Below are 25,903 nucleotides of genomic sequence, written 5' to 3' on the forward strand. Positions count from 1 at the left end.
TCCCTTTCATTTTTTAAGGTATACTAAAACCAATAAAAACAATGAAGGATTGGGTTGGGGGATATCATATGGACTTTGAGGTTATTATCGTGGGTGCTGGTTCGATGGGCATGGCCGCAGGCTACTATTTATCGAAAAAAGGGAAACGTGTTTTGTTAATAGATTCACACGATCCGCCACATATAGAAGGTTCCCATCACGGGGAAACAAGAATTATTCGTCATGCTTATGGTGAAGGAGAAAGTTATGTTGAGATGGCACTCAGGGCACAGGAGCTATGGAATGAGCTTCAGGAGCTGTCGGAAGAAGATGTTTTTATAAATACAGGGGTTATTAATATTGACCAACCTGATTCAAAGTTTATTCAAAATGTAATTAGTAGTGCTGAAAAATATTCGTTAAATGTGGATCAATTATCTGCTGCACAAATTAATCAAAGGTGGCAAGGATTTAATGTTCCAGATGGCTACATCGGCTGTTATGAACTGGATTCAGGTGTTTTGATGAGTGAGAATTGTATACGTGCATATAAAAAAGAGGCAATAAAGAATGGAGCTATTCTTAAACCGAATTCACCTGTGACATCCATCTCCATTTTTGAGAGTCATGTACAGGTGAACACAGAAAAAGATAGCTATACAGCTGAGTCACTTATTTTTACACCGGGAGCTGGTACTAGAAGGCTACTTCCGTTAATTGGATTAGAGCTGCCGTTACAAGAAATAAGAAAAACGTTTTCGTGGTTTGAATCAGATGAGGAAATCTATCATTCTGATACTTTTCCTGCTTTTGCATTTCAATTACCTACTGAAACGTTTTACGGTTTTCCAAGTATTAACGGAGCAGGTGTCAAAATTGGGCGACACGACGGAGGCCAGCCTAGAGATATGGGTAAAGCAATTGAAGAATTCGGCACCTATGAGGAAGATGTAAGTGATGTTGGTCGTTTTGCGGAGCGCTATATATCTAAGGTTGGGTATCACAAAATGGGAAGGGTATGTACGTATACGAACACTCCTGATGAGGATTTCATTATTGATACACATCCTAATCACGATCATGTCGTGATTGCTTGTGGTTTCTCAGGTCATGGGTTTAAATTTAGTAGTGTTGTAGGAGAAATCTTAAGTGACTTAGTTACAGAAGATCGCCAAACAAAGTTTGATATTCGTCCCTTTTCCATTCAGCGATTTAATAAATAAGCGTTTAGAAAAAGATAAGGAAGCCCGCATTCATTTGGGTTTCTTTTTTTATAGTGAATATACTTAATTTTTAATAAATTCAAGCAATACGATTGACATCTACAATCTACTTTTATTAATATTATGTTATATAAACGGAAATTCAATAAACGTAATACGACGGATGTAGTACATGGGGAGTGAGGAGTTTGAAGCTTAGAGCAAAAAGAAGTGAACTCGTGGAAGTAGCAAAGGGGAATCTAGCCGCCGATTTATATATTAAAGGCGGTACTGTAATCAATGTATATTCTGGTGAATTTTTAAAGCTGAATGTAGCTGTATATAAGGATAGTATTGCGTATGTCGGTAAAAGTGAAGCGATGGTTGGCGAACATACAAAAGTCATAAATGCTGAAGGAAAGTATGTATCTCCTGGGTTTATTGAGGCCCATTCCCATCCATGGGTAATCTACAATCCAATCAGTATTACGAGCAAGGTGTTACCACTTGGTACAACAACGTCGGTGAATGATAATCTCTTTTTCTATTTACATATGGGAGCTAAAGGCTTTAAGGACATGGTTCATGATTTAAAATCGTTGCCCGGAAATTTTTTATGGCTTGTCAGGCTAGTTTCTCAGGCGGATTATCCGGGAGAACGCGAGTGGTACAATCATCAGGATATTCAGGAGCTCCTAGCTATGGAGGAAGTTGTTGGATCAGCAGAAGTAACCCGTTGGCCGCTACTTTATAATGGAGACCCATTTTTACTAGAAACAATGGACTATGTAAAAGAAATCGGAAAAATATCCGATGGCCACACATCAGGTTGTTCCTATGACAAATTAAATGCAATTGTTGCAGCAGGTGTGACGGCTTGTCATGAAGCAATTACAGCAAATGAAGCTCTAGACCGTCTTCGTTTAGGCATGTGGACGACGTTACGAAACAGTTCACTCCGACCTGATTTAGAAGAAGTTATTAAAATGATCACAGAAGGAAACGTCAACACAAGTCGAATTGTGATGACAACTGATGGCCCACATCCAGGATTCATTGATAGGGAAGGATTTGTCGATGGACTTGTCCGTCAAGCGGTAGAACTTAGAGTGCCTGTGATGGATGCGATTCAAATGGTGACAATCAATGCAGCAACTTATCTCCGACTTGAAGATTATATTGGTGGGATTGCACCAGGAAGAAAGGCCGACATCATATTGCTTCCTAATCTTGTCGACTTCCGCCCTGAATTAGTCGTTGCTAGTGGAGAAATCGTTGCGGAAAATGGTCAATTATTGGCAACGATGCCGGAAATGGACTGGGCGAAATACGTTGTTCGTGAAGCATTTGAATTTCCGAAATCTGTACTAGAGAATCCAGAACTCTATCAATACCCTCATCCAAATGAAAATGAACCATTACCCGTTTCCTATTTTAAAAGTAATGTCATTACTTCAAGGAAGGACACAATGATTCCTTCAGTAAATGGGTTTGCCGATCTGTCAGGTCATGAAGGGCTTGTGTATTCGGCATTGATTGACCGAAGAGGGAATTGGGTAAGTAGAGCTGTTCTGGAAAGATTTGCCATTACACTTGATGGGATGGCCTCAACGTATAATACGACGACAGAATTGCTTGTTGTTGGTAGAAATCCACAAGCAATGACAAAAGCAGCAACACGAGTACATGAAATTGGCGGGGGAATTGTCATTGTGGATGGTGATGAAATCATCCTCGAAATCTCCTTACCGCTAACGGGGATGATGACAACTAGCCCATCATTTGATAAGGCGGTTGAATACCATGATGAATTGTTGAAAACCTTGCAGGAGCGGGGATTCCCATTCCATGATATTTTGTATACTTTATTATTCTTAACATGTGATTTCCTTCCGGGATTACGGTTGGTGCCATATGGGTTGTATGAGGTGAAGAGGGACGATATTTTGTTGAAGGCAGAGCCGTTTTTTGCAAGAAAAGTTACGAAGTGATTTGGTAAAAACCTACAAACAACGAAATATCAATGTTTGTAGGTTTCTTTGTTGCTAGGAAACTGTATTCCTAGATATCTTTCATATTATCATGAAATTCTTCAGCAAGAAACTCTAGCAATGCCTTCACCGCAAAGGACTGGTATCTGTCTTTTTTCGTTATAACAACAAGTTCCCACATTGGCGGTGCTTCTAGTGGAATCATATTAATTTGAGATTCATCCATTTTTGTATAAATTGATTTAGGTAGAAGTGTGATCCCGAGTTGTGCAATCACAAGTTCCGTTATTAGGTCCCATTGAGAACTTACATAAGCGATTTTAGGGGAAAAGCCTGCATACTGACAATGTTGTATGATTAAATTATGTAGCGCGAATTCTTGGTTGAAGAGAATAAAAGATTCATTTTCTAGTTGTTCTAGTTTTACTGATTTCTCATATGATAATGGATGAGTAGGGTGAGTATAAAGCATGAATTCCTCTTTGATAAATGGGTAGACCAAAAATTTATTGTAATCCGTAGGGTTTACAACAATACCCACGTCAACTTGTCCCTTGTCTACTAAATGTTCAATACGTTTGGCTCCAAGTTCTATTAATTCAAGTGAAACTTGCGGATGCTTCATCCCAAATTTTCCGGCAATGGTTGGGAAAAATAGTGTTCCAATTAAGGGAGGGATCCCAATTTTAATATTCCCGGTCGGTAGGTTCATTAAGTCGTCTAATAATGTATGAAGTTCATTAGTGGTACCTAGTATTTTAGATGCTTGCTTATAAACGATTTCACCGGCATCTGTTAACACCAGCTTTCTGGTTGAGCGTTCGAATAACTCAACCTTGAGTTCTGTTTCTAATTTTTTAATGGACTTGCTTAAGGTTGGTTGCGAAATATAGGTGTTAACTGCTGCTTTTGTAAAACTACCGTAATCTACAACTTCCATAAAGTAGCGTAAATCTTTTAACTCCATTGGACCACCTACTATTCCATTTCGTAATAAAGTTTATTCTTTATATTCATTTTACTGATAAATCATTGTATTGTAAAATTTTAATTAGAAGATATAGAAAATTAGGACAAATAAATAATATACATATAAACGGGAGGGGAAACGATATGAAAACAATATTTACAAGCTTTGAAGAAGCTGTAAGCGGTATTAAAAATGGAATGACCCTTATGGTAGGTGGATTTGGGCTCGTTGGAATTCCAGAAAATCTGATTCAAGGCATACGTAATACAAACGTTAAGGATTTAACGATTATCTCGAATAACTGTGGTGTAGATGATTGGGGACTTGGGATTCTATTGCAAAATAAACAAATCAAAAAAATGATTTCTTCGTATGTAGGGGAAAACAAAGAGTTTGAAAGACAGGTTTTGAGCGGTGAGCTCGAGGTTCAACTCGTTCCACAGGGATCATTAGCTGAAAAAATTCGTGCTGGTGGAGCCGGGATCCCTGCCTTTTACACGCCTGCAGGGGTAGGAACTCCAATCGCTGAAGGTCGTGAAACAAGAGAGTTTAACGGAAAAGAATATTTACTAGAAGAAGGATTAACAGCAGATTTTAGTTTAGTAAAGGCATGGAAAGCTGATAAACTAGGAAATTTAGTCTATCGAAAAACAGCTCAAAACTTTAATCCAATGATGGCCACTGCAGGTAAAATCACCATTGCTGAGGTAGAGGAAATTGTTGAGGTGGGCCAACTCGACCCTAACGAAATTCAAACACCAAGTATTTATGTTCAAGGAATCATTGTAGGTAAGCATGAAAAACGAATTGAACGTTTAACGATTAGAGATTAAGGGGGCAGACGATGTCTAATAACGTAAGAGTGAAGATAGCACAAAGAGCTGAACAAGAAATCCAAGACGGAAATTATGTGAATTTGGGAATTGGAATGCCAACAATGGTGGCCAATTATATTTCAGACAATAAACATGTGGTTTTACAATCAGAAAATGGGTTGTTGGGAATTGGACCATATCCTACAAAAGAAGAGGTAGACCCAGACCTAATCAATGCAGGGAAGGAAACCGTCACAGCGATGACAGGTGCCAGCTTTTTTAGCAGCGCAGAATCCTTTGCGATGATTCGCGGCGGACATATTGATATTGCAATCCTAGGCGGAATGGAAGTAGCTGAAAATGGAGATTTAGCTAACTGGATGATTCCTGGAAAAATGATTAAAGGTATGGGTGGGGCGATGGATTTAGTTCACGGTGCCAAAAAGACGATTGTCATTATGGAGCATGTGAATAAGCATGGGCAAGCGAAAATCCTCAAAGCATGTAGCTTACCACTTACTGGACAAAAGGTAGTTGATCGAATCATTACGGATAGAGCTGTTATTGATGTTTCGAAGAATGGTTTGAAATTGGTTGAGGTGGCAAAAGGGTATAGTATTCAGGATGTTGTTGAATCGACTGAAGCTGAATTGATTGTTTCTGAAGATGTAAAGCTAGAAGCTTATTAAATGGTAAAAAACCTCCAAACATTCGTGTTTGGAGGTTTTTTGTACGTAAAAACAGATAGCTCAACAAATCATTAGAGGAACAATTTTTATTATGGTTAAATAATGGTTAGTGATAAAAATAAAGAAAATCAGGTGAGGATATGAATTGCAATCAACAACCAGAAGACAACATAAAAGAAGAAAATTATAAAGTATTTGTTTACTGAGCAATTATTTTACAGTTGGAAGAAATGTTTATGTATAATCGTTTGTTTATGGACGATTCCGACTAATGTGTCAATCGTATATAAAAAACTAATAAAGTTAATTTTTTGAGTTATTCAGAGTGTTTACATTAATGATTTATTGAAGTGTATTCAAGAAATCAATAATATGTAAACTAAATCATTCTTCATATAGAACATTTTTTTCGGACAGACATGAAAATAGGTCTTTTATAATAAGTATAATTGACTGTTATCAAGAGGAGGAATCTGTGTGAAAAAATTAGTGAGCTTAATAATCGGCGTTGTAGTTTTATTTGTGATGTCTTCAGTTGTTGGGGCGGAAGGTAAATCAGAAATAGCAGAAGCTAGACAAGGAACGGCTAAGTATCATAATGTGCAAAAAGCACTTAAAGATGGCTATTTACCTACAGACTTTTTTGTGGAAGTCCCAGGATTAGGTGTAATGGGATACCATTATGTAAATCCAAATCTTATCGATGGGGTAGTAGATGCATCCAGTCCGGAAGTCTTACTTTACGTACCTAAGGGAGGCGGTGGTTTACAATTGGTTGGTGTTGAATATTTATCTGAAACTCCTAATTCATTGTTTGGTCAAGAATTTGATCCTCCTGGTGCAGTTCCGGAGTATTCGCTACACGTATGGATTTGGAAAAATAATCCTAACGGTATGTTCTTCCCATTTAATCCGAGTTTAAAATACAAGTAACAACCATACAATTAAATTTGGGTTTAAAACAGTCATCATTACTCAAAACTTTAATGAAAGAAAAAAACCTACAAACGCCGAAAAAAATGTTTGTAGGTTTATTATTTTAAGAAGATAGTTAATCAACAATCGTGATAATGGGTGGCTTTTCTAAAAATTGAAATAGATTTGGACCATCTGCTTCTGCTTCTCTTGCTTCAGGGCTTGCAAAGGCTTCAGTTAGTTTTTCCATATTCTCAAACTCTAAGACTGTTACTAGATATAGGTTTAAGTTCGTATTTTGTGAATCAATGACACGATGAACGGAATCTTTTAAAATGTTTGGGATTTTTCGTCCTAGTGGGACATGAAGATTAAAATAATGTTTGTCAAAAGCCTCTTTATCCTTTGGTTCCTCATACATAATGATCATTTTCGCCATATTCATCCACTCCTCTTTTTCTTTTTCTAGTAAACTATATTCATTTGCTAGCAGAATATTCGTGGTTTGTTCGCCATTAAGAATTTGGTTGAATGAAACTGATTGCAAAGTATTAGACAGGAAGAAATTTGAACTGTCTTACTCTGAAAAATTTATAACATAAGGAAAGGGAGTCAGTGTAAAAACACCAACTCCCATTTTGTTGTGCCCCTGCCAAGGAATTCTATTTTATCACATTTAGGGACATGGAGACAGGTTCACTGACCCAACACATGGTTATAAATTACAATTAATCAGTATTCATTTAATATTCTTTCATTTATACTTGAAGTAAAAATAAGGGAATGCGGAAGTGTGATATCCATGAATGATTATTTAATATCGGATTGTGCTAATTGTTTCGCGTTATGTTGTGTAGCCCTACCTTATGCTAAATCAGCAGATTTTCCATTTAATAAAGATGCAGGTGAGCCATGTCGAAACTTATGTTCAGACAATCGTTGCGATATTCATGAACGATTAAGAGGAAAAGGGTTTCGTGGATGTGTTTCTTATGAGTGTTTTGGGGCTGGACAACATGTATCACAGACCATTTTTGAAGGTCGTGATTGGAGAGAAACACCAGAGCATGCCTCAGAAATGTTTGAAGTGTTTCCACTCGTTCAACAACTACATGAAATCCTTTGGTATCTCAATCAAGCGCTTTGCTTGGAAGAGACAAAGTCATTTCATTCAAGTCTGCAGGACAAGTATAATGAAACGTTAAAATTAACAGAGAAAACGCCTGAAGAAATTTTAAAGTTTGACATTGTCGTACATAGAAGTACGGTAAATGAATTATTGCTGAAAACAAGTGAAGTGTACCGTAAGGATATAGCTAAAAACATGAAAAGAGGACTAGATTACGTAGGAGCAAATCTAAAAGGGGCAGATTTACAAGGTGTTAGTTTACGAGGAACACTAATGATTGCTGCTAATTTAAGTCATGCTGATTTACGAAAAGCTGATTTTATTGGCGCTGACCTCAGGGATGCAGACCTTAGCAATGCAAACTTAATTGGGGCTATTTTTCTAACACAATCTCAACTGAACTCAGCTAGAGGGAATGTACAAACAAAAATACCAAATTACTTAAAGAAACCAAGTCATTGGTTAGGATAAAAATGAGTGGGACAGTACCCCTTAGTCCCAACTATTTTTTTATTACCGTCTTCACCATAGAGTCTGCTCGGTTAAATCTGATAATTTCGAGGAGCTGCTCCGCCATGAAATGGGGACTGTACTTAAATCCGCCATTAGTTAGCATGGATTTCCTTGTCATATTTAAAACACCATTATTCAGGTAAAAAAATGAGAGCCAGCAAAATAGTTGACTCTCTTTTTGGTACTTCTAATAAAGTAATTTTTTTAATGTTTATCTTTACTTTTATCAACCTTTTTCCAAAATTCTTTTGCGATGATTTGATATCCTTCAGAACTTAAGTGGATATTTTGAGGATTTGGAATATAGGTTTCGTAGTTTTTGGCAATTACCTTACCTGTCGGAATAAAAGTATCATTGTTTAATACGACAGCAGTTTCGATTACTTGATTTAATCCATCGAGTAGAGGGATTAAAAATTCTTTTTCTTGATCTGAAGCATATGGGAATGGGAAGTAGTAGCCCATTACATACACTTTAGCATCAGGGTTTAATTGTTCAATAGTACTCAAGATAATAGATATATTAATACCAACTTGTTTAGTTGCCTGTGGAATTTCTTTTGGAGTACGAATTAACGGTAATAGATCGTTCGCACCAACATCAATTGTTACGTATTCGGCCTGCCTAATTTTTGTTTGAACTTCAGGTTTACTGGTAACATCGATTAAAACATTTGCTGAAGTATAACCAGGTACCCCTAAATTAGCAAAATTGACTGTGTACTGAGACTGTTCAAAACGATCAACCAAATAATCGGTGTATCCCTTACCACTTTCATTATACGGTGTTGTACCTGCGGCTAATGAGTCTCCTAATGCTACATAATCAATGTTCTTTTTAGCGGGGCCTTTCGCAAAAGCTGTTACTGGTACTGTTAGGAACAAAGCAAAGACAATCAAACTAAGGAAAATTTTTCTTTTCATTTCAACTCCTCCTTTTTGTTCTTAATTAAGAACTACCTAGATTATAACAATTTATATAATAACTTGTAAATGTGTTGTGCTGTGAAAGATATTAATTTTGTTATCAAGTCAGTAGGAGGCAATCCAATTCATTGTTAAATTTGTAAAATTCATCCCCACTTAATTCGTAAAGGGTTTCATTTTGAGGTGCCTTTCTTAAATTATGTACAAAAAGATGTCTTGTCCTTTATCAAGTAAACATCAAAAGTAACATAAGCGGAGGATTTCCAGTTTTTATGCAGAATGGTGCTTATCTAGATCGGTACGGATACTTTTCATCCTAGTAGAGGGAATCCTGAACAGGACTGAAAAAACTCAGTCCTGTTTTTGTTCTTGCTTTTTCATATCAAACATACCTGTTGAAATATCATTTAGTTTATTGAGAAAACGGTTAAAGCCAAATCCGACAAAAAAAGCGACACTGACCTGCGCATATGGACCTTTAAGATTATCGGCGAAATCAATCATTAATATGCCACTTTCAATTAAATTGACGGCAATGACAGCTGTACCTGTTGCAAACAGTGGAAAGAAAATATACATGATCCAGTGCCGAGGATCGATAACTTGATCGTTCATATAATGCGAACAGAACATATAAAGATGCCTAAGCGATCCACCTATGGCGCCAGCGAAAAAATAATACAAGAAGGGTTCAATTTCTATTAACTTGGGAAATGTTTCTTCAAATGCACCAATCCACAATGCACCAACAGCTATAAAACTCCCGAAAAACAGTATTGAAAGGTACGATAAAATCAGTATCTTTAACCATCTTTTCATAAGAACACCCCATTTTAAACATTTTATGGGTGGGCATAGAAAAAGGTGACTGGGACAATGGAACTGTCCCTCTGTCCCAGGATTGTGTAACTTTTTGGGTTTTGATTCGTAGGTATTGGGGTAGGATTTTTATGAAGGAGATAGTACATATGAGAAATGAAGATAATGGGTTGAAGCCGTTTTTACGATTAATTTTATCTACGAATATTCCGAAGGCTGCTTTGACTGTCGGATTAATCGGGAGTATTATTACGACATTTGTGGGTCTTTCGATTCCGTTATTAACAAGGGAGCTTGTAGATGGATTTTCCGGTTTATCAATTAACGCCACGCTCATTGCGATAATTGCAGCGGTGTTTATTTTACAGGCTGTGATTGACGGAGTATCGACCTATATGTTAGCAGCAGTCGGTCAGCGAATTGTTGCACGGTTGCGTGAAAAAATGTGGGAGAAGCTTATTCGTTTGCCAGTCAGCTATTTTGATAAGCAACAAAGCGGGGAGTCTGTCAGCCGGGTAGTCAACGATACTGGAATTGTAAAAGATTTAATTTCACAACATTTCCCACAATTTATTACCGGAGTCATTTCGATCATTGGGGCACTCATCATCTTACTTATAATGGACTGGAAAATGACGCTTCTCATGCTTATTTCCGTACCGCTCACATTGGTCATCATGATGCCGTTAGGGAAAAAGATGGCGAAAATCTCACGTGGCTTACAGGATGAAACCGCAACTTTTTCAGGTAAAATTCAACAAACAATTAGTGAGATTCGCTTAATGAAATCATCAACTGCTGAAGGCTTTGAAGAGGAAAAAGGAATCAGCGGGGTTCGAAATTTGCTTACATATGGGCTAAAAGAGGCGAGGATTTTTGCACTGATTGGTCCAATCATGTACACCATTGTCATGATTGTCATTGTCATCATTATCGGATATGGGGGAATTCGTGTCGCAAATGGATCGATGACAACAGGTTCTCTTGTCGCTTTCTTGCTTTATCTGTTTCAAATTATTTTTCCAATCACATCATTTGCGATGTTTTTCACCCAACTTCAAAAAGCAAAGGGAGCAACTGAACGAATTATAGATATCATTGAACTTCCATTAGAAGAGGGACAACAGGGAAGAGACATCGATATTTCAAACCTACCGATTCATGTTGAACATGTGTCCTTTGCCTATAGTGATGAGGAAACAGTAATCCTGGATGTGTCCTTTGAAGCGAAGCCTGGCCAAATGATTGCCTTCGCGGGACCGAGTGGTGGTGGTAAAACAACGATGTTTGGTTTGTTGGAACGTTATTATGAGCCTACATCGGGTGAGATTCGAATTGGGGACACACCAATCCACGAGCTCTCATTGGAATCGTGGCGAAGTCAAATCGGCTATGTGTCACAGGAAAGTGCGATGATGGCCGGAACCATTCGGGAAAATTTATGCTATGGACTGAAAAATGCACAACACATTTCAGATGAACTTTTATGGGAAGTCACAAAAATGGCCTATGCTGATGAATTCATTCGTGAATTCTCACAAGGGCTAGATACAGAAGTAGGCGAGCGCGGTGTAAAATTATCAGGAGGACAAAGACAGAGAATTGCGATTGCAAGGGCGTTCCTTCGAAATCCAAAAATTCTCATGATGGACGAAGCAACCGCAAGCCTTGATAGCCAATCTGAAAGCATCGTTCAAGAAGCACTTTCACGATTAATGGAAGGACGCACGACCTTCGTCATTGCCCATCGATTGTCAACCATCGTCGATGCTGACCAAATCATTTTTATTGAAAAAGGTAAAGTGACAGGCAAAGGTACGCATCAGGAATTGATAGAGACGCATGAGCTGTACCGGAGCTTTGCGGAACAGCAACTGACATGAGTATTAGCAGTTGATTTTTTAGCACAGGAGGAAATTTAGGGAAAACACTCACAAATGTTGTTGTATCAATGTTTGTGAGTGCTTTTTATTGCCAAAAAGTCTATTTTATTTTTTACTAATGGACTCGACTATATTTTGACCATCTACATTCTCATAAAATTTCACGACAACTGCATCATGTTCCTTGAATCCATTTGTATTTACTTCAGATACTCTAAATGCCATTGGTCCTGATTCTGTTGCAACTTCAATTGATTGGTGATCAATCCAACCTGTGATAGTTCCTTTAATTATATGTGATGTGACTTCTTCTTTTTCATCCACTGGACGAGTTACTTCAGCATCTTTTTTCTCTTGTACAACGAATTTTGGTTCAACATCATTATTCGTGTTGGCCTCTGCTCCGTATGTTATAACTCCAAATATTCCGCCCACAATTGTCAAACCAAGTACACCCACAGCAATTAAATTTTTCATTTGTTAACACTCCATATTCACAATAAATTGTTTTACCAATGACTTAGACGGAGATGTTACCAAATAGTTACAACTTCTTTTCTGAATATTTTAAAGGTAATTTGGACGGGATTGGTTACAGAAATTGTTATTATGTTACTAAAAAATCACATCCAATATATGCGATGTGATTTATTGAGGCTTTATAAGATTTTTCTAGTATTTAAGATTTTAATAATTCGTTCGTCCAATTCCTTATACGAAAATGCCGTTTGAATTTTCATTTCTTCACTATTTTGTATTAGCTTAGTTGGTTGATTAGTTAAGATTGAGTGAATATAAAGATCTAGTTTTTTGTACATCTTTTTTCCCCCTTTTTACATTAAGATATGCTTCAAAATTGCAAACATGTCCGTGAAAAAGGTAGAAAGTAGAAGACTTTTGGGAATAAGAGAACTCCCAAATGCCCCTGTCAAATCTCTGAACAAAGTATATTTGATTCACTGTTTCTTTACATTCGTTCCCGCAATCAAGAAAATAAACTTAGGCCTTTTTTAGTGGGACGAAGAGACAGGTTTTTTGACCCAGAAGGGACAGTAACAACGCTCCGTCCTAAATTCATTTACTAGAATTATTCCTTATTTTGGATGGTTTAATTACATATGTACACTCCCATTTTATCTTCTTTCATATCCTAATAAAAAAGGAAGGAAGTAAAACTATGGGAAGGAAATGTAATTGTGATTGTAATTGCAATGAACTTTGTAGTTGTTGCGATTGTATCATGTTCTCATCAAAAACCGGACGACCTGGACCTCCGGGTGAAAGGTCCGAATGGACCTCGAGGAGAAACTGGCCCGACCGGTCCAAAAGGTGAACCTGGACCACCTGGCATTCTACCATTAATTAATCCAGATAATCCATGTGATTGTTCCTCATCGTTTGCAATTAATCAGGAGATAACTCTAGAGTTTAGAACTTTTACTGAACAAGGAACAGAAATCCAAACTCAATCCGGGATCTTAACTTTTGCTGGAAGCACCCTGCCCAAATTGTAATAACACAGGTAATAATTTTTCACTTATTTTCACGGATACAGAATCCTCTGACGGCATAAGCACTTTTTCCTTTAATCCTCTGTCAGTAAATGTTAAGCAGTGTATAGAAAACTATTTTATTAGTGAAAAAATCCCAAGTAGCACTTACCAAGAAATAACTGCATTTGGATTATACAACCCAACGATTAATCCTCCTAGATATGCTAACTTTTCCTTGATTTTCCTTGAGAACAACAACCCAAGTGAACCTGACCTTATGTTCTTTTCATTTGAAACAATCATTATTGAGCCGACATTAAGTATTAGTAGTCTTGGAGATCCAAATTGGGAAGGTGCAGTCCCGATACCAGATAATAGTTTATCTATGACGTTGTGTTCGGATGAATAAAAATCAAGGTATAAAAGAAGAAACAGAGTGAGTTCTCTGTTTCTTCTTTTATAATCCCAGTTATGCTAAGAAAACAATTCAGGGTCCTCTTTAAGTATATGAGTGAGCAATTCGGTCATTTTAACAGTATCGCAAACCCTTACTGTCGCATCGCCAAATTGACCTTTGTACATCACCTGATTATTAAGGAAAACCTCGTCAACCCGTTCGTACTTTTCAGAGGTGTGTCCGACATGTCTTCTTTGTGGGATAGAAATTTCAGTTTTATCGGGTAATATACTATAAAGTTGTTCGTGAGAATCGGTTAATCGACCTGGTATATCGAGCCATTCCTCAACACCATGAATATACGTACATCTTCGTAAGTCGACTCCTATTAACAAAATGGTCGCCTTTTGATCTAATAATTTCCCCCAACTCGATCCACGCGCACAAGGTGTGTCGAATTTTTCATTTCCTTCAACAAATTCATGAGCCCCTTTTCCTAATGCGGCTACAGAATGTGTGGGATGCCATGAGCGGACAACACCGGGACGTTTCCGGAAAAGTTCTGTTAATAGACCAACACAAGATGGTGACTCGTCTACATAAAATCGAGGGTTATCTGCTTTAATATAGGACCATGTATGGGTCGGAAAAACTAATAGTCCATTTTTCATATATTCAGACAAAGCGTCAAGGACGGTATCTGCACCACCCTCTACCTTGCCAATACTTTTCATCGATGAATGAACAAGCAACGTTCCATTCCCATCGATACCTAACTGTTTAAGATGATCTAGTAAGTCTTGTTTAGTGTACATTTCAATCTGCCTTTCTATCATTTTAGTAATAGAATATCATATATATAAAACTAGTCTATTGGAATGCGTGGGACATGGGGACAGGTACGTTGTCCCAAATAAAAAGCAAGTTAGCCATATTACGGCCAACTAGCTTTTGTTAAGGCCCCTCATGTATAGAAGTGAACTTTATCTAAAAATCTGGTCAATCACTTGAATTTCATCTGGTGTTAAAATCACATCTAACGTTTTTAAGTTATCTAAAACTTGTTCAGCTCGTTTCGCACCAGGTATTACAGCATCAATCTCGTCTCTGGTTAAATACCAAGCTAATACGAGGTGTGCGACTTCCACTTGTTTGTCATTTGCAATTTCACGAAGAAGTTCCACTTTCTCTAGGTTCTGCTTGAATGCCTCACCTTGTAGATGAGGCTTCTTTTTACGCGAGTCATTGAATGTGGTGTCTTTATTGTATTTCCCAGCTAACAAACCGGATGCAAGAGGGAAGTAGGGAACAAACGAAATCTTTTGTTCGGCTACGTATGGCAGTAATGCTTCTTCTGCGGAACGATCAATTAGGTTATATCCGCCTTGATAGACATCGACATATTCATCTTTATTGGCTTCTCTTATTTGATCTATTGAAAAATTAGATAGACCAATTGCACGAATGATTCCTTCCTCTTTTAAACGTTGTAAAGCTCCAACCGCCTCATCTATAGGTGTTTTTTCGTCAGGGTAATGGATATAGAATAAGTCGATATAATCGGTTTGAAGTCGTTTTAAGCTATCTTCGATGGCTTGACGCAAGAACTCAGGTGAATTATCAAATACAATTTCATTACCATTTTCACGATGCGCAGCTTTGGTAGCAATAATGAGATCGCCGCGATTACCAGTTTCTTTCATAACCTCTCCAATTAATTCTTCAGAACGACCTTTCCCATACCAATAGGCAGTATCAATGAAGTTAGTTCCATTGTTAATCCCAACACGAACTAACTCTTTTCCCGCTTGTTCATCAAGATTTGGGTATAGATTATGTCCTCCAACAGCATTTGTACCAAGACCAATTGGGTTTATGTATAGATCTGTTTTACCTAGTTGCACTTTTTTGGTCATTTTCATAACCTCCTTTAATCTATAAAATGCTTATTTCTTTATTTTACCATTACCTTTTCAAAATGCTGAATGTTTTGGCTTTTATTACCTGATTTTTACGCGTACCAATTCAAATATGAATCATGGAGTACGTGCGCGAAAAAGTCTGGCCACTGCCGAAAGCTTCTTTGACCCAAACCCTGTTTCCTCCCTTAATCTTATGTGATAAGATGGACAAGCCGCTACATAGAACGTAAAAAATGATAAAGGAGATGATGATAAGTGAATAAGGAATTTATTGAAGTTATTAATGGACGAGAGAACAATTTGAAAAATATTCATGTCCAGATTCCAAAGGGGAAAATAACGATTTTCACAGGGGTATCTGGGTCTGGAAAGTCATCCATTGTTTTTGATACAATTGCTCAGGAAGCTGGTCGACAGTTAAACGAGACTTTTAGTAGTTTTGCCCGTCAGTTTCTTCCAAAATACAGCAGGCCTGAAGCTGACGAAATTAATAATTTGTCCACAGCTATCATCGTGGATCAAAAACGACTTGGTGGAAACGCAAGATCTACTCTTGGTACGGTTACCGACATTCATCCACTTTTCAGATTACTATTTTCGAGGTTTGCTGAACCAAGTATTGGTTGGAGTAATGCATATTCCTTCAATGATCCAATTGGAATGTGCCCACATTGTGAAGGGATTGGCAGGACAATAACGATAAATCTCGATGCTGCGTTAGATAAGGAGAAATCCTTAAATGAAGGCGCAATTTTACTTCCAGGGTTTGGACCAGGCACGTGGCAATGGAAAGCATATGCCGAAACAGGTTTCTTCGACAATGATAAAAAAATCAAAGATTATACAAAAGATGAATTTGATAAGCTTGTTTATGCAGATGAGGAAAAAGTAGCAATAAGCTACATGAATGGTGAGATCAATACTACATATGTAGGCTTAGCTGTGAGGTTTATGCGCCAAAATGTGAATCGAGATAAAGATACATCGAAAGCTGCAGAGAAGAAGCTCAAAGAATTTACCACAACAGGTACATGCCCTAGCTGCAATGGGAAACGCTACAATGAGAAAGTCATGTCTTCTAAAATCAAGGGATATTCCATCTATGAGCTGACAGCGATGCAGCTGGATGAGTTATGTGATGTGCTTTTACAATTCAATGATTCAAATGCGAAACCAATTGTAGACGGGATTTTAGAACGTGTGAAAAATCTCTGTGATATCGGATTAAGTTATTTAACGCTGACACGGGAAACACCTACCTTATCAGGAGGGGAGTCTCAACGTGTTAAAATGGTGAAATATTTGTCCAGCAACTTAACTGGATTAATGTACATATTTGATGAACCAAGTACCGGACTTCACCCACGTGACGTCTACCGGTTAAATGAATTACTTGTGAAATTACGTGATAAGGGAAATACGGTTTTAGTCGTGGAGCATGACCCAGATGTCATTCAGATTGCAGACCATGTCATTGATGTTGGTCCGAATGCAGGTACGAATGGCGGAAACATTATGTTTAGTGGAAGTTACCAAGGCTTATTATCTTCTGATACACTAACTGCTAAGTATCTAAACAAGAAAATGGAAATTAATGTTACCCCTAGACCCTTTAATGAGTTTTTGGAGAGCAAAAAAAGTAGCCTCCATAATTTAAAAAATGTCAGTCTTCAGGTACCAATCGGTGTTTTTACTGTAGTGACGGGAGTAGCGGGCTCAGGAAAAAGCACGCTTGTAAACGAGGTTTTTGCAAAAGACTTTCCAGAGTCCATTCGGATCGACCAAAGCCAAGTACACGGTAATATACGTTCCAATCCAGCAACCTTTTCGGGTATTATGAATTCGATTCGAAAAGCTTTTTCTGATGCGAATAATGTGGAGAGTGGGTTATTTAGCTATAACTCTAAAGGGGCCTGTGAAAAATGTGGTGGAACAGGAACGGTAGAGCTTAATCTATCGTTTATGGATAAAATGGAAATGGAATGTAGCGAATGTCATGGCGATCGTTATAGACAGGAAGTGCTCCAATACCTCTATAAAGATAAAAACATAGTAGACATCATGGAAATGTCTGTGGCAGAAGCTGTGGAATTTTTTGAAGCAAAAGACATCCAGCGACAGCTAAAAAGTATGGCAACAGTCGGACTTGGATACATCTCATTAGGACAACCACTAAACACATTATCCGGTGGGGAAAGTCAAAGACTAAAACTTGCAAAAGAGCTAAACAAGAAGGGAAATATCTATATTTTAGATGAGCCAACAACTGGATTGCATCTATCAGATGTCTCCAATATTCTACTGATCATCGATAAATTAGTAGAAAAGGGTAACACAGTTATTGTCATTGAACATAACCTCGACGTCATTCGAAATAGTGATTGGATCATTGACCTAGGTCCAGATGGCGGTTCTGGTGGTGGAGAAATTTTATATGAAGGTCCACCAGCGGGTCTTAAGAATTGTGAACAATCTATAACTGCGAAGTATATCTAAATAGGTGTCTGTTCCTATGTTGGGGCAGACACCCTTTATAAAGTAAGGAGTGACCATTTGTGGCAATACATGTTGTACTATATCAACCGGATATACCTGCTAATACTGGAAATATTGCACTTACTTGTGCCGCAACGGATACAGCATTGCATTTAATTCGACCGCTGGGCTTTTCAACAGATGAAGAAATGATCAAACGAGCAGGTTTCGATTTCTGGCATTCTGTAGACATCAGGTATTATGACTCATTGGATGACTTTTTTTCGAAAAATCAAGGTGAGTTTTACTTTATTGAGACGTTTGGTGAAAAAACACATTCAGCCTTTGATTTCAGTGATGTAACAAAGGAGCATTATTTTATGTTTGGAAAAGAAACAACTGGTTTACCAAAAGAATTACTAGAAAATAATAAAAACCACTTTTTGAGAATACCGATGAATAACCATGTTCGTTCCCTTAACCTTTCGAATACAGCTGCAATATTGGTGTATGAGGCATTACGACAGCAGGGATATTCCCATTTAAAATAGGGACAGGTCCTTTGTCCTGCTTGCCTTTTCTAACCTGCTATGTTTAACTAGTATCTAGTAACTTAATAATCTAACAATTCGACTAGGGGAGCATGTAAGTGCTGAGAGATAGAAATATCGACCCTTTGAACCTGATCTAGGTAACACTAGCGTAGGGAAGTGGAGTTGGTATTTTTCGTGTAAACGAATAAATTTTGCCGAACCCATTTCTAGTCACTAGTGATGGTTTTTTTTTTCTCACCCTGATGTCAAAAGGAGAAAGGGGAAATGAAAGTGAGCAGACTATTTACAGATCGTTTGTGGAACCGAGTAGAGCCGATTTGGAATTCCTATTTGGAGCATCCATTTGTAAAAGGAATTGGCGAGGGCTGGTTAGAAAAGGAGAAATTTAAGCATTATATGAAGCAGGATTATGTGTATCTGATTGAGTATAGCCGCCTATTTGCGTTAGGGAGTGCAAAGGCCCCTGATTTAAAAACGATGTCCGTTTTTGCAAATCTTTTGCATGGCACTCTCGAGATAGAAATGGATCTTCACCGCCAATATGCCGCAAGATTCGATATCTCTCATGAAGAGCTTGAAGCAACCAAGCCCGCATCAACTACCACATCATACACAAGCTATATGCTGAACGTTGCCCAACTCGGGGGTGTTGAAAATGTTGTCGCAGCTGTCCTTGCCTGTGCATGGAGCTATAATTTTATTGGGAAAGAATTGGCAACATGGCCAGGTGCCAAGGAACATGAATTCTATGGTGATTGGGTGAAGATGTATTCATCCGATGAATTTACAGTGTTAGCGGAAGATTGTATAAACCTAATCAATGAAATCGCAAGCGAAAAACCAGAACGAGATTTAGCAGTACTGGAAGAAATTGTTGTCAAAACAAGCCTGTTTGAATACATGTTCTGGGATATGGCGGAAAACATAGAGGAATGGCCAAGCATATGATTAATAAACAAACAATCGCAAAGATGAAGGATTCAGTTATGATAGTTAACACTTCGAGAGGACCTATCATTCATACGGAATCATTAATTAAAGGGTTACAAAACTCAAAGATTCTTGCTGCTGGTCTTGATGTAATAGAAGATGAACCTGTAACTAAAGAAAATAAAATTCTAGAGTTTGAAAATGTTATCTTAACTCCGCACGTTTCATTTAAAACAGAGGAATCAACCAGAGAACTTCATAGACGTGTTGCGGAAACGGCATGTAAAGTTCTTAACGGTGAATTACCTAACAATATCCTAAATAGAAGTTAATAGAAAAAGAAAGAGATAGAACAAGTAAGTTCCTTAATCTCTTTCTTTCGTTTTACTAGCGGACAAGTTTTCTGATAAACATCCCTATAATGAGTGTAATGAAAATTAGACCTATTATTCCTTCCTGACCTTCCATAAATCTTAAATAGACAATATTATATAAACTTTCTCCAATGTTAAAGAATCTTCCGATAGATAGATTGATTGAATTATATAGGGACTCTTGTAATGATGTTGATGGATTCGTATGTTCTCCACCTATAGAGTAGATGCCAGTATAGAGTAAGATAATAGCAATGGACGTTAGTATTGGGTTTAAAAGCTTAACTCCCCATCCTCCCATATAACCATAAAAAACTGCTTTCGAAATGGCACCTAATTTACTAAATAGATTTTTCTTGCTCAGTTGTTCTTTTATTCGGGCAAAACGCATTAGGTAAAAGACTGTATCCGCTTCATCGTACCTGTGATCCTCCTGAAAGGAATGGATAAATACGATTAGTGACTCACTGACCCTCGACCAAAGAACCGTTTCTGACTCTAGATGATTCCCGTTTTCACGTCGTTTAAAGAGAGGACCTATTAGTTTCTTATCTTTTAGAAAACTCCAAAACTCCGGATCATCAGAAATGATTTTACCAATTTCTGAGTCTTCCAACATAATTGATTTTGCAATATTTAAAGTTAGGCTTTTTGAGATTGTCGAAATTTTAATATCTATTTCTTTAATCGCACTATTTAAAATTGATAAAGAATTAAGCTCACTTTTAACTATTTTTACAGTTGTATCATCGGACTGTTCATCAACGATTACATCGCTAGCTTTTGTATTGTGAAGATTGATTTTTGCCTGATTACAGCCGTTAAAAGTCAAATTGGATAGAAATCGAGTATCAACTGTGTCAACCGAAGCACCATCCACCATCGGATCCCAATGAAACAGTACATTGTGGTGAAATATACAGCCAATAATAATTATGTTGGATTCTAGTTCTTTTATCGTTAGTGATTTATGAAAGACACAGTTTTCAAATATTGTGGAATTGGCTAGAGTTTTTGATATTTCAATCTTTCCAATAAACTCACAATCCTTGAAATGTAAGTTACCTTCAATAAAAAGTTCCTCTAATTTACTATCACTCAAAGTTTTTCCCGTAATGCAGGTATCATCTAAATAAGAGCCTGCCGATATAACCAACTGAATGGGATTAGGGGGGGCGATTTCAAGTAATTCGATTTGATCAAAACCATTCATGACATTACCTCTTTATTAATTAACATAGGGTGGACGGACAGTTGTAGTTCCGTGAACACTTGAAGATATTTGTTCTTTCATAATTGAGAGTTTTGCTGCCCCTTTTCCAACAGATTTTCGAAGATCCGTCAGTTCTTTTAAAAACAAGGCATCATTTTGAAATGATTGTTGATTCGGGTAGCATGCGAGCATGGATGACACAAGAAAGCTAGTCCCATAGGTAAGAGATTCTTCGATATGACGATCAGATCCCCATAATAAATCTAACGGTTGGTTTCTCCATGTTCTTAATGTTATAAGATCTTTTATGACATCTAATTCTTCATGACTTATTTTTAAACCATCTATTGGGATGCCTTCTTGTATAAGTTCAGTCACAACGGAAGGGTCAACGAATGATATTCCTGTTGTTTTTTTAAGACTGTATAGATAAATTTTCTTATCTGATGGGATTGAGTGGGTAAGCCACTTTAGCCTTCTTTTGTCATAAGGGTCGATTCTTTTATTTTCACTTTTTGGTAATAGAAGATAGCCTGTTACTCGATCTGTTGAAGTAGTAATAATAGATTTTTCATCTAATACATTGCTATATCCAAGAACTACATAAAGATGCTGATTTTTATTCAAACATTGCGAATAAATCTCAGTGAGTTTTATCCGCTCAGCAGTAGAAAGAGAGGAACCCTCACCGGTACTACCAAAAATAATCACACCATGTATTGGGTATACTGCCAGTCTTTCTGCGTAGCGTTGGTTAGCAGTCCAATCAATCGATAAATCGTTATTGAAAAATGTTAAAGCAGGAACAATCATCTTATTAATAATATTTGTTGATATACCGCTCAAGTTCTTTTACCTCCTCATCTGTAGTATGTTGCTGTTTGAGAAGTGCGATTAAGTTTTTTTCTGCACTTTCTAGGGTTTGTTCATTTTTAAAAATAATATCAAAGGTTTTCTTTAAATGAACTGGTACTAAATCTTTAAATTCTTCTGATGCAGCTTGAAGTCGCCTCTCTAATTCAGCTTGATTCCCAGGATGTCGCTTGTTAAGTCGTTGTTCTAATATGTTAAGAGGTGCCCAAACGAAAATCTTTATAACCTTGTCCTCTATTTTGTTTTCTAATTCATATAAATTTTCAATACGCCCCACGTGGATGATTGGTATTTTTCCATTATTAATGTTATCTTTTAGTACTTTTTGTGATATTCCGTAATATCTGTCATAACGTTGATGATATTGAATAAATTCATTTCTCATGATCATTTCTTCGAATTTACTTCTTGGGATATTTATATATTGGGACGAAGCTTGGTTATTCGGAATAACCCCGTCAATTCCTCTATGTTTTTGAAAGTGCCAAAATCGGTTATCGATTTTCGATAATCTTGCGGTTAAAGTATCTTTACCGGAGGCGGGGGGGCCACATACGAGTATGACTTTTCCGTCTAATTTTCGATCCATTTAATCAGTTCCTCCATTTGCTTACTAAAGGGTACTGAAGGTAATTCACGGTTATCAAAAACAAATAAATTCTGTTGGTCAATTCCCCATTGCAGTTTGAAATTATCAATACCTTCTGTATATTGATCCCAATGGAATAATTTCCATTTGTCTCTTTCAGCACCTCTTTGGATGATTCTTTTCCGTTCTGTTTCTCTATCGGATTCTACCCAAATAACTTTCACATCAATTTTACGCATTAATCTTCTTCCTACAAGAACTTCCTTTTTAATCCAATTAGTCATTTTTGCTTCGGAAAGGAAGGGGGCAGAGATAACGACATGATTACCTAGTCGAAGGTTCTCTTCCGCTACATTTAGAGAAATTAAGTATTCAAGCGGACGAACATGTTCCAAATAAAACGCTGATTCCCGATCATTAGGATCTTGATTAGGTGAACTTGTTTTTAAAAATTTTTCAGTATAAGGTCTTGTTAAGGTGTCTTTATCTATGTAAACATAGTTTAGATGTTTTGAGACTTGCTTGCCAACTTCAGTTTTTCCTGAACCTGCAACGCCAATAATCAGAACTAGTTTAGGCAATTGTTTTTCCATTTCTTATGCTTCCCCTTCAAATTGTCGTTTTACAAGATGGTGTGGATTTTCAAGTTTTTCTTTGTTATACTGCAAAGTTTGATATGTATCTTTTTGTATTACCACACCACCAGCCTCTTTGACGATCGCTTCTCCAGCAGCGGTATCCCATTCCATTGATGGGCTAAATCTTGGATAAAGATCTACTTTTCCTTCTGCAACGAGGCACATTTTTAAAGAGCTACCTGAGCGAATTAGTTTAACAAATCCAAACTCCTCTTTTGCTTTTTGAATAAACTCCTCTGTTTCTTCAGAAAAATGAGAACGACTTACAACTATATTTGTTGAGTCTCTATTTTCTACTAGAGGTAACTTATAAGCTTGGTTAATCCATTCGGTATCTGTATAACATTGTTTCATTAGCGAAAGACAGTTTGTTAATTTATATGCACCAATACCTTCTTTTGCAAAATAAAGTGTGTCCAATACTGGTACATAAATCACACCTAGAATTGGTTTTTGATTTTTGACTAAGCCGATATTAACGGAAAATTCACCATTTCTTTTAATAAATTCTTTCGTACCATCAAGGGGATCCACCAACCAAACGTAATCCCAGTCTTTTCTAACTTTATAATCTGGATGATCTCCTTCCTCACTAAGGATAGGAATCGTTGGGTAACTTTTATACAATCCCTCCTTGATAATTCGATGAGACTCTCTGTCGGCTATTGTTAAAGGAGATTGGTCTCCTTTAAGCTCAATTTCAAAATGGTTTGAATCATAGACTTCTAGAATACGTTTACCAGCAGAAAGCGCATATTCAATAATTTTTGATAATAGAATGTTTTGTTCGGACAGTTTAATCAACCTTTCTAGAGTAATTCTCAGAATAATAGTTTTATTCTATCATAATATTAAGTGTTTTAAAGTATAGTGTGAAGTTTATTTGAGTGGCATTTTCCATTTAATTATGGAGAACCCCACGTTCTGTCTTTTTTAAATCATGATTATGGGCATTTAATGGATGATTGGAAAATAAGATTAAATAAGTCCAATAAAATGAGGTGAATAAATGGATTATAATAATTTAAAATCAATCAAAGATTATGGATTTGAGGGATATATTCCTGTTAGTCAATTGATGCAAGATCATTCAATTATTCCCCATATTAGAGGGGTTTATATGGTGCTTTATACTCCAGATTATTCTCCAGAGTTTTTGATGGAGGGTACAGGTGGATTTTTTAAGGGGAAGGACCCTAATGTTCCATTAGAAGAGCTAAAAGATAATTGGGTAAATGATACGAAAGTAGTATATATCGGTAAAGCCGGTGGTGAAAAAAGCTCTGCAACTTTGAATTCAAGAATAAAACAGTTTTTAAAATTCGGTAGCGGAAAAAATGTAAGTCACTTTGGCGGGAGGCTGATTTGGCAAATAGAAAATATCGATGACTTGATCATTTGTTGGAAGGAACTTCCTGTAGATAATCCTCATGATGTAAAAAAACATCTAATTAAAAGATTTACGAAAATTCATAGAAAGCGACCATTTGCAAACTTGGTGGATTAAGAGGGGATGAAAAATCCTCTCTTTTTTTATCTATCCAGCTATCTAATATATTCTTTGATAGAACATAGTAGATGGTCTAAAGAGGGGCATTACTCAAGACTACAAACTCCCGTTAATCCAACTTGGATTATCGTCTTTTTTGTTGAAAGATTTTTGTTAAAAAATAGTAGAAAAATAACCTTTCAGGGTGTAAAATAAAAACCTGATAATTTTTCCAGTTTTAACTAATTAGACATCCATTTTGAAAAATCAGGAGGGACCAACGAACAAAAACCTATTAAATAATTGCTTTCTGTATTATATCAATCTATTTGTTTTAAAATTTAAACGATTGAAAAGGATTGATGAAGGTTGACAATGGATGCAACAAACGTAACTACTAATGAGCCAACGATTTTTAACCATATTGGCAATAAAATCACCACAGAGGATCGGGAAATAAAGATTGTTGCTAGGATGGATAAGCCATTAATCGTGATTTTAGGAAATGTGTTAAGTGATGAAGAATGCGATGAATTAATGAGGTTGTCAAAGGACAGAATGCATCGTTCTAAAATTAGCAATGCACAGGTGGATACGATGAGAACCAGTAGTAGTACATTTATAGAGGAAAGTGAAAATGTCATTGTTACGAGAATTGAAAAAAGAATTTCGCAGATTATGAATATACCAATGGAACATGGAGAAGGTCTTCAAATTCTAAATTACCAGATTGGGCAAGAATATAAAGCTCATTTTGACTTTTTCACTACTAATTATAAATTAAACAACCCTAGAATTAGTACGCTTGTCATGTATTTAAGCGATGTGGAGCAAGGTGGGGAAACGTATTTTCCTAATCTAAATTTTTCAGTATCTCCACAAAAAGGGATGGCAGTGTATTTTGAGTACTTTTATAATGATCCAGCTTTAAATGAGTTAACCTTACATGGTGGGGCACCTGTTATTGTTGGTGATAAGTGGGCTGCAACACAATGGATGAGAAGGAAAAGAGTTAAATAAAACATTTTTTAAGTGAGAAGCATTATTTTGCTTCTCATTTTTAATCTAAAGTATTAAAAACTGTATCTTTGATTTTTTATCCGTCAAGGATTCAGAGTGACAAA

At 36.8% G+C, this 25,903-nt stretch carries 28 protein-coding genes and 1 riboswitch; of the genes, 15 read left to right on the plus strand and 13 right to left on the minus strand.

The window, feature by feature from the left end; all coding sequences use genetic code 11:
• Positions 1-68 precede the first annotated feature (68 nt).
• Together solA and V7112_RS11570 are read left to right on the plus strand one after the other, a co-directional pair.
• Entirely contained in the window at positions 69-1,202 is a 1,134-nt protein-coding gene (gene solA, locus V7112_RS11565) for an N-methyl-L-tryptophan oxidase (RefSeq protein ID WP_335419379.1), read from the plus strand.
• A gap of 188 nt (positions 1,203-1,390) precedes the next feature.
• Positions 1,391-3,172, plus strand: a complete 1,782-nt coding sequence (locus V7112_RS11570) for an adenine deaminase C-terminal domain-containing protein (protein WP_335419382.1) — start codon at positions 1,391-1,393, stop codon at positions 3,170-3,172.
• A 70-nt stretch (positions 3,173-3,242) separates the two neighbouring features.
• On the opposite strand, the gene V7112_RS11575 is transcribed toward V7112_RS11570, so the two are convergent.
• On the minus strand, positions 3,243-4,139 hold the full coding sequence (locus tag V7112_RS11575; RefSeq protein ID WP_335419385.1) for a LysR family transcriptional regulator: 897 nt from the start codon (positions 4,137-4,139) through the stop codon (positions 3,243-3,245).
• 146 nt (positions 4,140-4,285) lie between these two features.
• Here V7112_RS11575 and V7112_RS11580 point away from each other — a divergent pair, with 146 nt between their 5' ends.
• The 3 genes from V7112_RS11580 (at position 4,286) to V7112_RS11590 (ending at position 6,579) form a co-directional block, all read left to right on the plus strand.
• The gene (locus tag V7112_RS11580; protein ID WP_335419388.1) at positions 4,286-4,975 is read left to right on the plus strand and encodes a CoA transferase subunit A; all 690 of its coding nucleotides are present in this window, start codon (positions 4,286-4,288) and stop codon (positions 4,973-4,975) included.
• An 11-nt stretch (positions 4,976-4,986) separates the two neighbouring features.
• On the plus strand, positions 4,987-5,646 hold the full coding sequence (locus tag V7112_RS11585; protein ID WP_335419392.1) for a 3-oxoacid CoA-transferase subunit B: 660 nt from the start codon (positions 4,987-4,989) through the stop codon (positions 5,644-5,646).
• Between the two features lie 477 nt (positions 5,647-6,123).
• On the plus strand, positions 6,124-6,579 hold the full coding sequence (locus tag V7112_RS11590) for a hypothetical protein (RefSeq protein WP_335419394.1): 456 nt from the start codon (positions 6,124-6,126) through the stop codon (positions 6,577-6,579).
• A 118-nt stretch (positions 6,580-6,697) separates the two neighbouring features.
• On the opposite strand, the gene V7112_RS11595 is transcribed toward V7112_RS11590, so the two are convergent.
• Positions 6,698-7,000: an EthD family reductase gene (locus tag V7112_RS11595; protein ID WP_335419396.1), complete on the minus strand. Its 303-nt coding sequence runs from the start codon at positions 6,998-7,000 to the stop codon at positions 6,698-6,700.
• Positions 7,001-7,363: 363 nt separating this feature from the next.
• Here V7112_RS11595 and V7112_RS11600 point away from each other — a divergent pair, with 363 nt between their 5' ends.
• Positions 7,364-8,161 carry a pentapeptide repeat-containing protein gene (locus V7112_RS11600; protein ID WP_335419398.1) on the plus strand — a complete coding sequence of 266 codons (798 nt, stop codon included), beginning with the start codon at positions 7,364-7,366 and terminating at the stop codon, positions 8,159-8,161.
• A gap of 246 nt (positions 8,162-8,407) precedes the next feature.
• Here the strand turns inward: V7112_RS11600 and V7112_RS11605 are convergent, their stop codons facing one another.
• Entirely contained in the window at positions 8,408-9,127 is a 720-nt protein-coding gene (locus V7112_RS11605) for an SGNH/GDSL hydrolase family protein (protein WP_335419401.1), read from the minus strand.
• 354 nt (positions 9,128-9,481) lie between these two features.
• Positions 9,482-9,949, minus strand: a complete 468-nt coding sequence (locus V7112_RS11610) for a hypothetical protein (protein WP_335419405.1) — start codon at positions 9,947-9,949, stop codon at positions 9,482-9,484.
• A 149-nt stretch (positions 9,950-10,098) separates the two neighbouring features.
• Here V7112_RS11610 and V7112_RS11615 point away from each other — a divergent pair, with 149 nt between their 5' ends.
• Positions 10,099-11,832 (plus strand): ABC transporter ATP-binding protein, encoded by a 1,734-nt coding sequence (locus V7112_RS11615; RefSeq protein WP_335419407.1) that lies wholly within the window; start codon positions 10,099-10,101, stop codon positions 11,830-11,832.
• A gap of 105 nt (positions 11,833-11,937) precedes the next feature.
• Here V7112_RS11615 and V7112_RS11620 read toward each other — a convergent pair whose 3' ends face one another.
• Together V7112_RS11620 and V7112_RS11625 are read right to left on the minus strand one after the other, a co-directional pair.
• Positions 11,938-12,309 (minus strand): hypothetical protein, encoded by a 372-nt coding sequence (locus V7112_RS11620; RefSeq protein ID WP_335419410.1) that lies wholly within the window; start codon positions 12,307-12,309, stop codon positions 11,938-11,940.
• Positions 12,310-12,491: 182 nt separating this feature from the next.
• Complete coding sequence (locus V7112_RS11625; protein WP_335419415.1) at positions 12,492-12,650, minus strand: hypothetical protein; 159 nt, start codon at positions 12,648-12,650, stop codon at positions 12,492-12,494.
• Between the two features lie 378 nt (positions 12,651-13,028).
• On the opposite strand from V7112_RS11625, the gene V7112_RS11630 reads away from it, so the two are divergent.
• Both V7112_RS11630 and V7112_RS11635 read left to right on the plus strand, forming a co-directional pair.
• The gene (locus tag V7112_RS11630) at positions 13,029-13,346 is read left to right on the plus strand and encodes a hypothetical protein (RefSeq protein ID WP_335419417.1); all 318 of its coding nucleotides are present in this window, start codon (positions 13,029-13,031) and stop codon (positions 13,344-13,346) included.
• Entirely contained in the window at positions 13,318-13,734 is a 417-nt protein-coding gene (locus V7112_RS11635) for a hypothetical protein (RefSeq protein WP_335419419.1), read from the plus strand. Before V7112_RS11630 ends, V7112_RS11635 begins: the two co-directional genes overlap by 29 nt.
• A gap of 65 nt (positions 13,735-13,799) precedes the next feature.
• On the opposite strand, the gene V7112_RS11640 is transcribed toward V7112_RS11635, so the two are convergent.
• Both V7112_RS11640 and V7112_RS11645 read right to left on the minus strand, forming a co-directional pair.
• Positions 13,800-14,537: an AAC(3) family N-acetyltransferase gene (locus V7112_RS11640; RefSeq protein WP_335419422.1), complete on the minus strand. Its 738-nt coding sequence runs from the start codon at positions 14,535-14,537 to the stop codon at positions 13,800-13,802.
• 168 nt (positions 14,538-14,705) lie between these two features.
• A complete protein-coding gene (locus V7112_RS11645; RefSeq protein ID WP_335419425.1) occupies positions 14,706-15,638 on the minus strand; it encodes an aldo/keto reductase in 933 nt (310 codons plus the stop codon).
• 261 nt (positions 15,639-15,899) lie between these two features.
• Between V7112_RS11645 and V7112_RS11650 the strand changes: the two genes are divergently transcribed.
• The 4 genes from V7112_RS11650 (at position 15,900) to V7112_RS11665 (ending at position 19,935) form a co-directional block, all read left to right on the plus strand.
• Positions 15,900-18,140 carry an excinuclease ABC subunit UvrA gene (locus V7112_RS11650; protein WP_335419428.1) on the plus strand — a complete coding sequence of 747 codons (2,241 nt, stop codon included), beginning with the start codon at positions 15,900-15,902 and terminating at the stop codon, positions 18,138-18,140.
• A 59-nt stretch (positions 18,141-18,199) separates the two neighbouring features.
• A complete protein-coding gene (gene trmL, locus V7112_RS11655; RefSeq protein WP_335419431.1) occupies positions 18,200-18,670 on the plus strand; it encodes a tRNA (uridine(34)/cytosine(34)/5-carboxymethylaminomethyluridine(34)-2'-O)-methyltransferase TrmL in 471 nt (156 codons plus the stop codon).
• 74 nt (positions 18,671-18,744) lie between these two features.
• A riboswitch (TPP riboswitch) is annotated at positions 18,745-18,845 on the plus strand.
• Between the two features lie 92 nt (positions 18,846-18,937).
• Positions 18,938-19,621 (plus strand): thiaminase II, encoded by a 684-nt coding sequence (gene tenA, locus V7112_RS11660; protein ID WP_335419434.1) that lies wholly within the window; start codon positions 18,938-18,940, stop codon positions 19,619-19,621.
• A gap of 38 nt (positions 19,622-19,659) precedes the next feature.
• Positions 19,660-19,935 carry an NAD(P)-dependent oxidoreductase gene (locus V7112_RS11665; protein WP_335419437.1) on the plus strand — a complete coding sequence of 92 codons (276 nt, stop codon included), beginning with the start codon at positions 19,660-19,662 and terminating at the stop codon, positions 19,933-19,935.
• A 55-nt stretch (positions 19,936-19,990) separates the two neighbouring features.
• Here V7112_RS11665 and V7112_RS11670 read toward each other — a convergent pair whose 3' ends face one another.
• The 5 genes from V7112_RS11670 to cysQ are packed head-to-tail and all read right to left on the minus strand — an operon-like array spanning position 19,991 to position 24,094.
• Positions 19,991-21,190: a hypothetical protein gene (locus tag V7112_RS11670; protein WP_335419442.1), complete on the minus strand. Its 1,200-nt coding sequence runs from the start codon at positions 21,188-21,190 to the stop codon at positions 19,991-19,993.
• 15 nt (positions 21,191-21,205) lie between these two features.
• On the minus strand, positions 21,206-22,036 hold the full coding sequence (locus tag V7112_RS11675) for a dihydrodipicolinate synthase family protein (protein ID WP_335419445.1): 831 nt from the start codon (positions 22,034-22,036) through the stop codon (positions 21,206-21,208).
• Positions 22,008-22,652 (minus strand): hypothetical protein, encoded by a 645-nt coding sequence (locus V7112_RS11680; protein WP_335419448.1) that lies wholly within the window; start codon positions 22,650-22,652, stop codon positions 22,008-22,010. The genes V7112_RS11675 and V7112_RS11680 overlap by 29 nt, the downstream gene beginning before the upstream one ends.
• Complete coding sequence (locus V7112_RS11685) at positions 22,637-23,245, minus strand: AAA family ATPase (protein ID WP_335419451.1); 609 nt, start codon at positions 23,243-23,245, stop codon at positions 22,637-22,639. The genes V7112_RS11680 and V7112_RS11685 overlap by 16 nt, the downstream gene beginning before the upstream one ends.
• Positions 23,246-23,248: 3 nt before the next feature.
• Complete coding sequence (cysQ, locus tag V7112_RS11690; RefSeq protein WP_335419454.1) at positions 23,249-24,094, minus strand: 3'(2'),5'-bisphosphate nucleotidase CysQ; 846 nt, start codon at positions 24,092-24,094, stop codon at positions 23,249-23,251.
• Between the two features lie 205 nt (positions 24,095-24,299).
• Between cysQ and V7112_RS11695 the strand changes: the two genes are divergently transcribed.
• Both V7112_RS11695 and V7112_RS11700 read left to right on the plus strand, forming a co-directional pair.
• Positions 24,300-24,797 carry a hypothetical protein gene (locus V7112_RS11695; RefSeq protein ID WP_335419457.1) on the plus strand — a complete coding sequence of 166 codons (498 nt, stop codon included), beginning with the start codon at positions 24,300-24,302 and terminating at the stop codon, positions 24,795-24,797.
• Positions 24,798-25,154: 357 nt separating this feature from the next.
• Positions 25,155-25,799, plus strand: coding sequence for a 2OG-Fe(II) oxygenase (locus V7112_RS11700; protein WP_335419460.1), 645 nt, complete (start codon positions 25,155-25,157; stop codon positions 25,797-25,799).
• The last annotated feature ends 104 nt before the right edge of the window (positions 25,800-25,903 follow it).

The organism is Bacillus sp. JJ1566 (assembly GCF_036962685.1).
Taxonomy (GTDB): domain Bacteria; phylum Bacillota; class Bacilli; order Bacillales; family Bacillaceae_L; genus Ferdinandcohnia.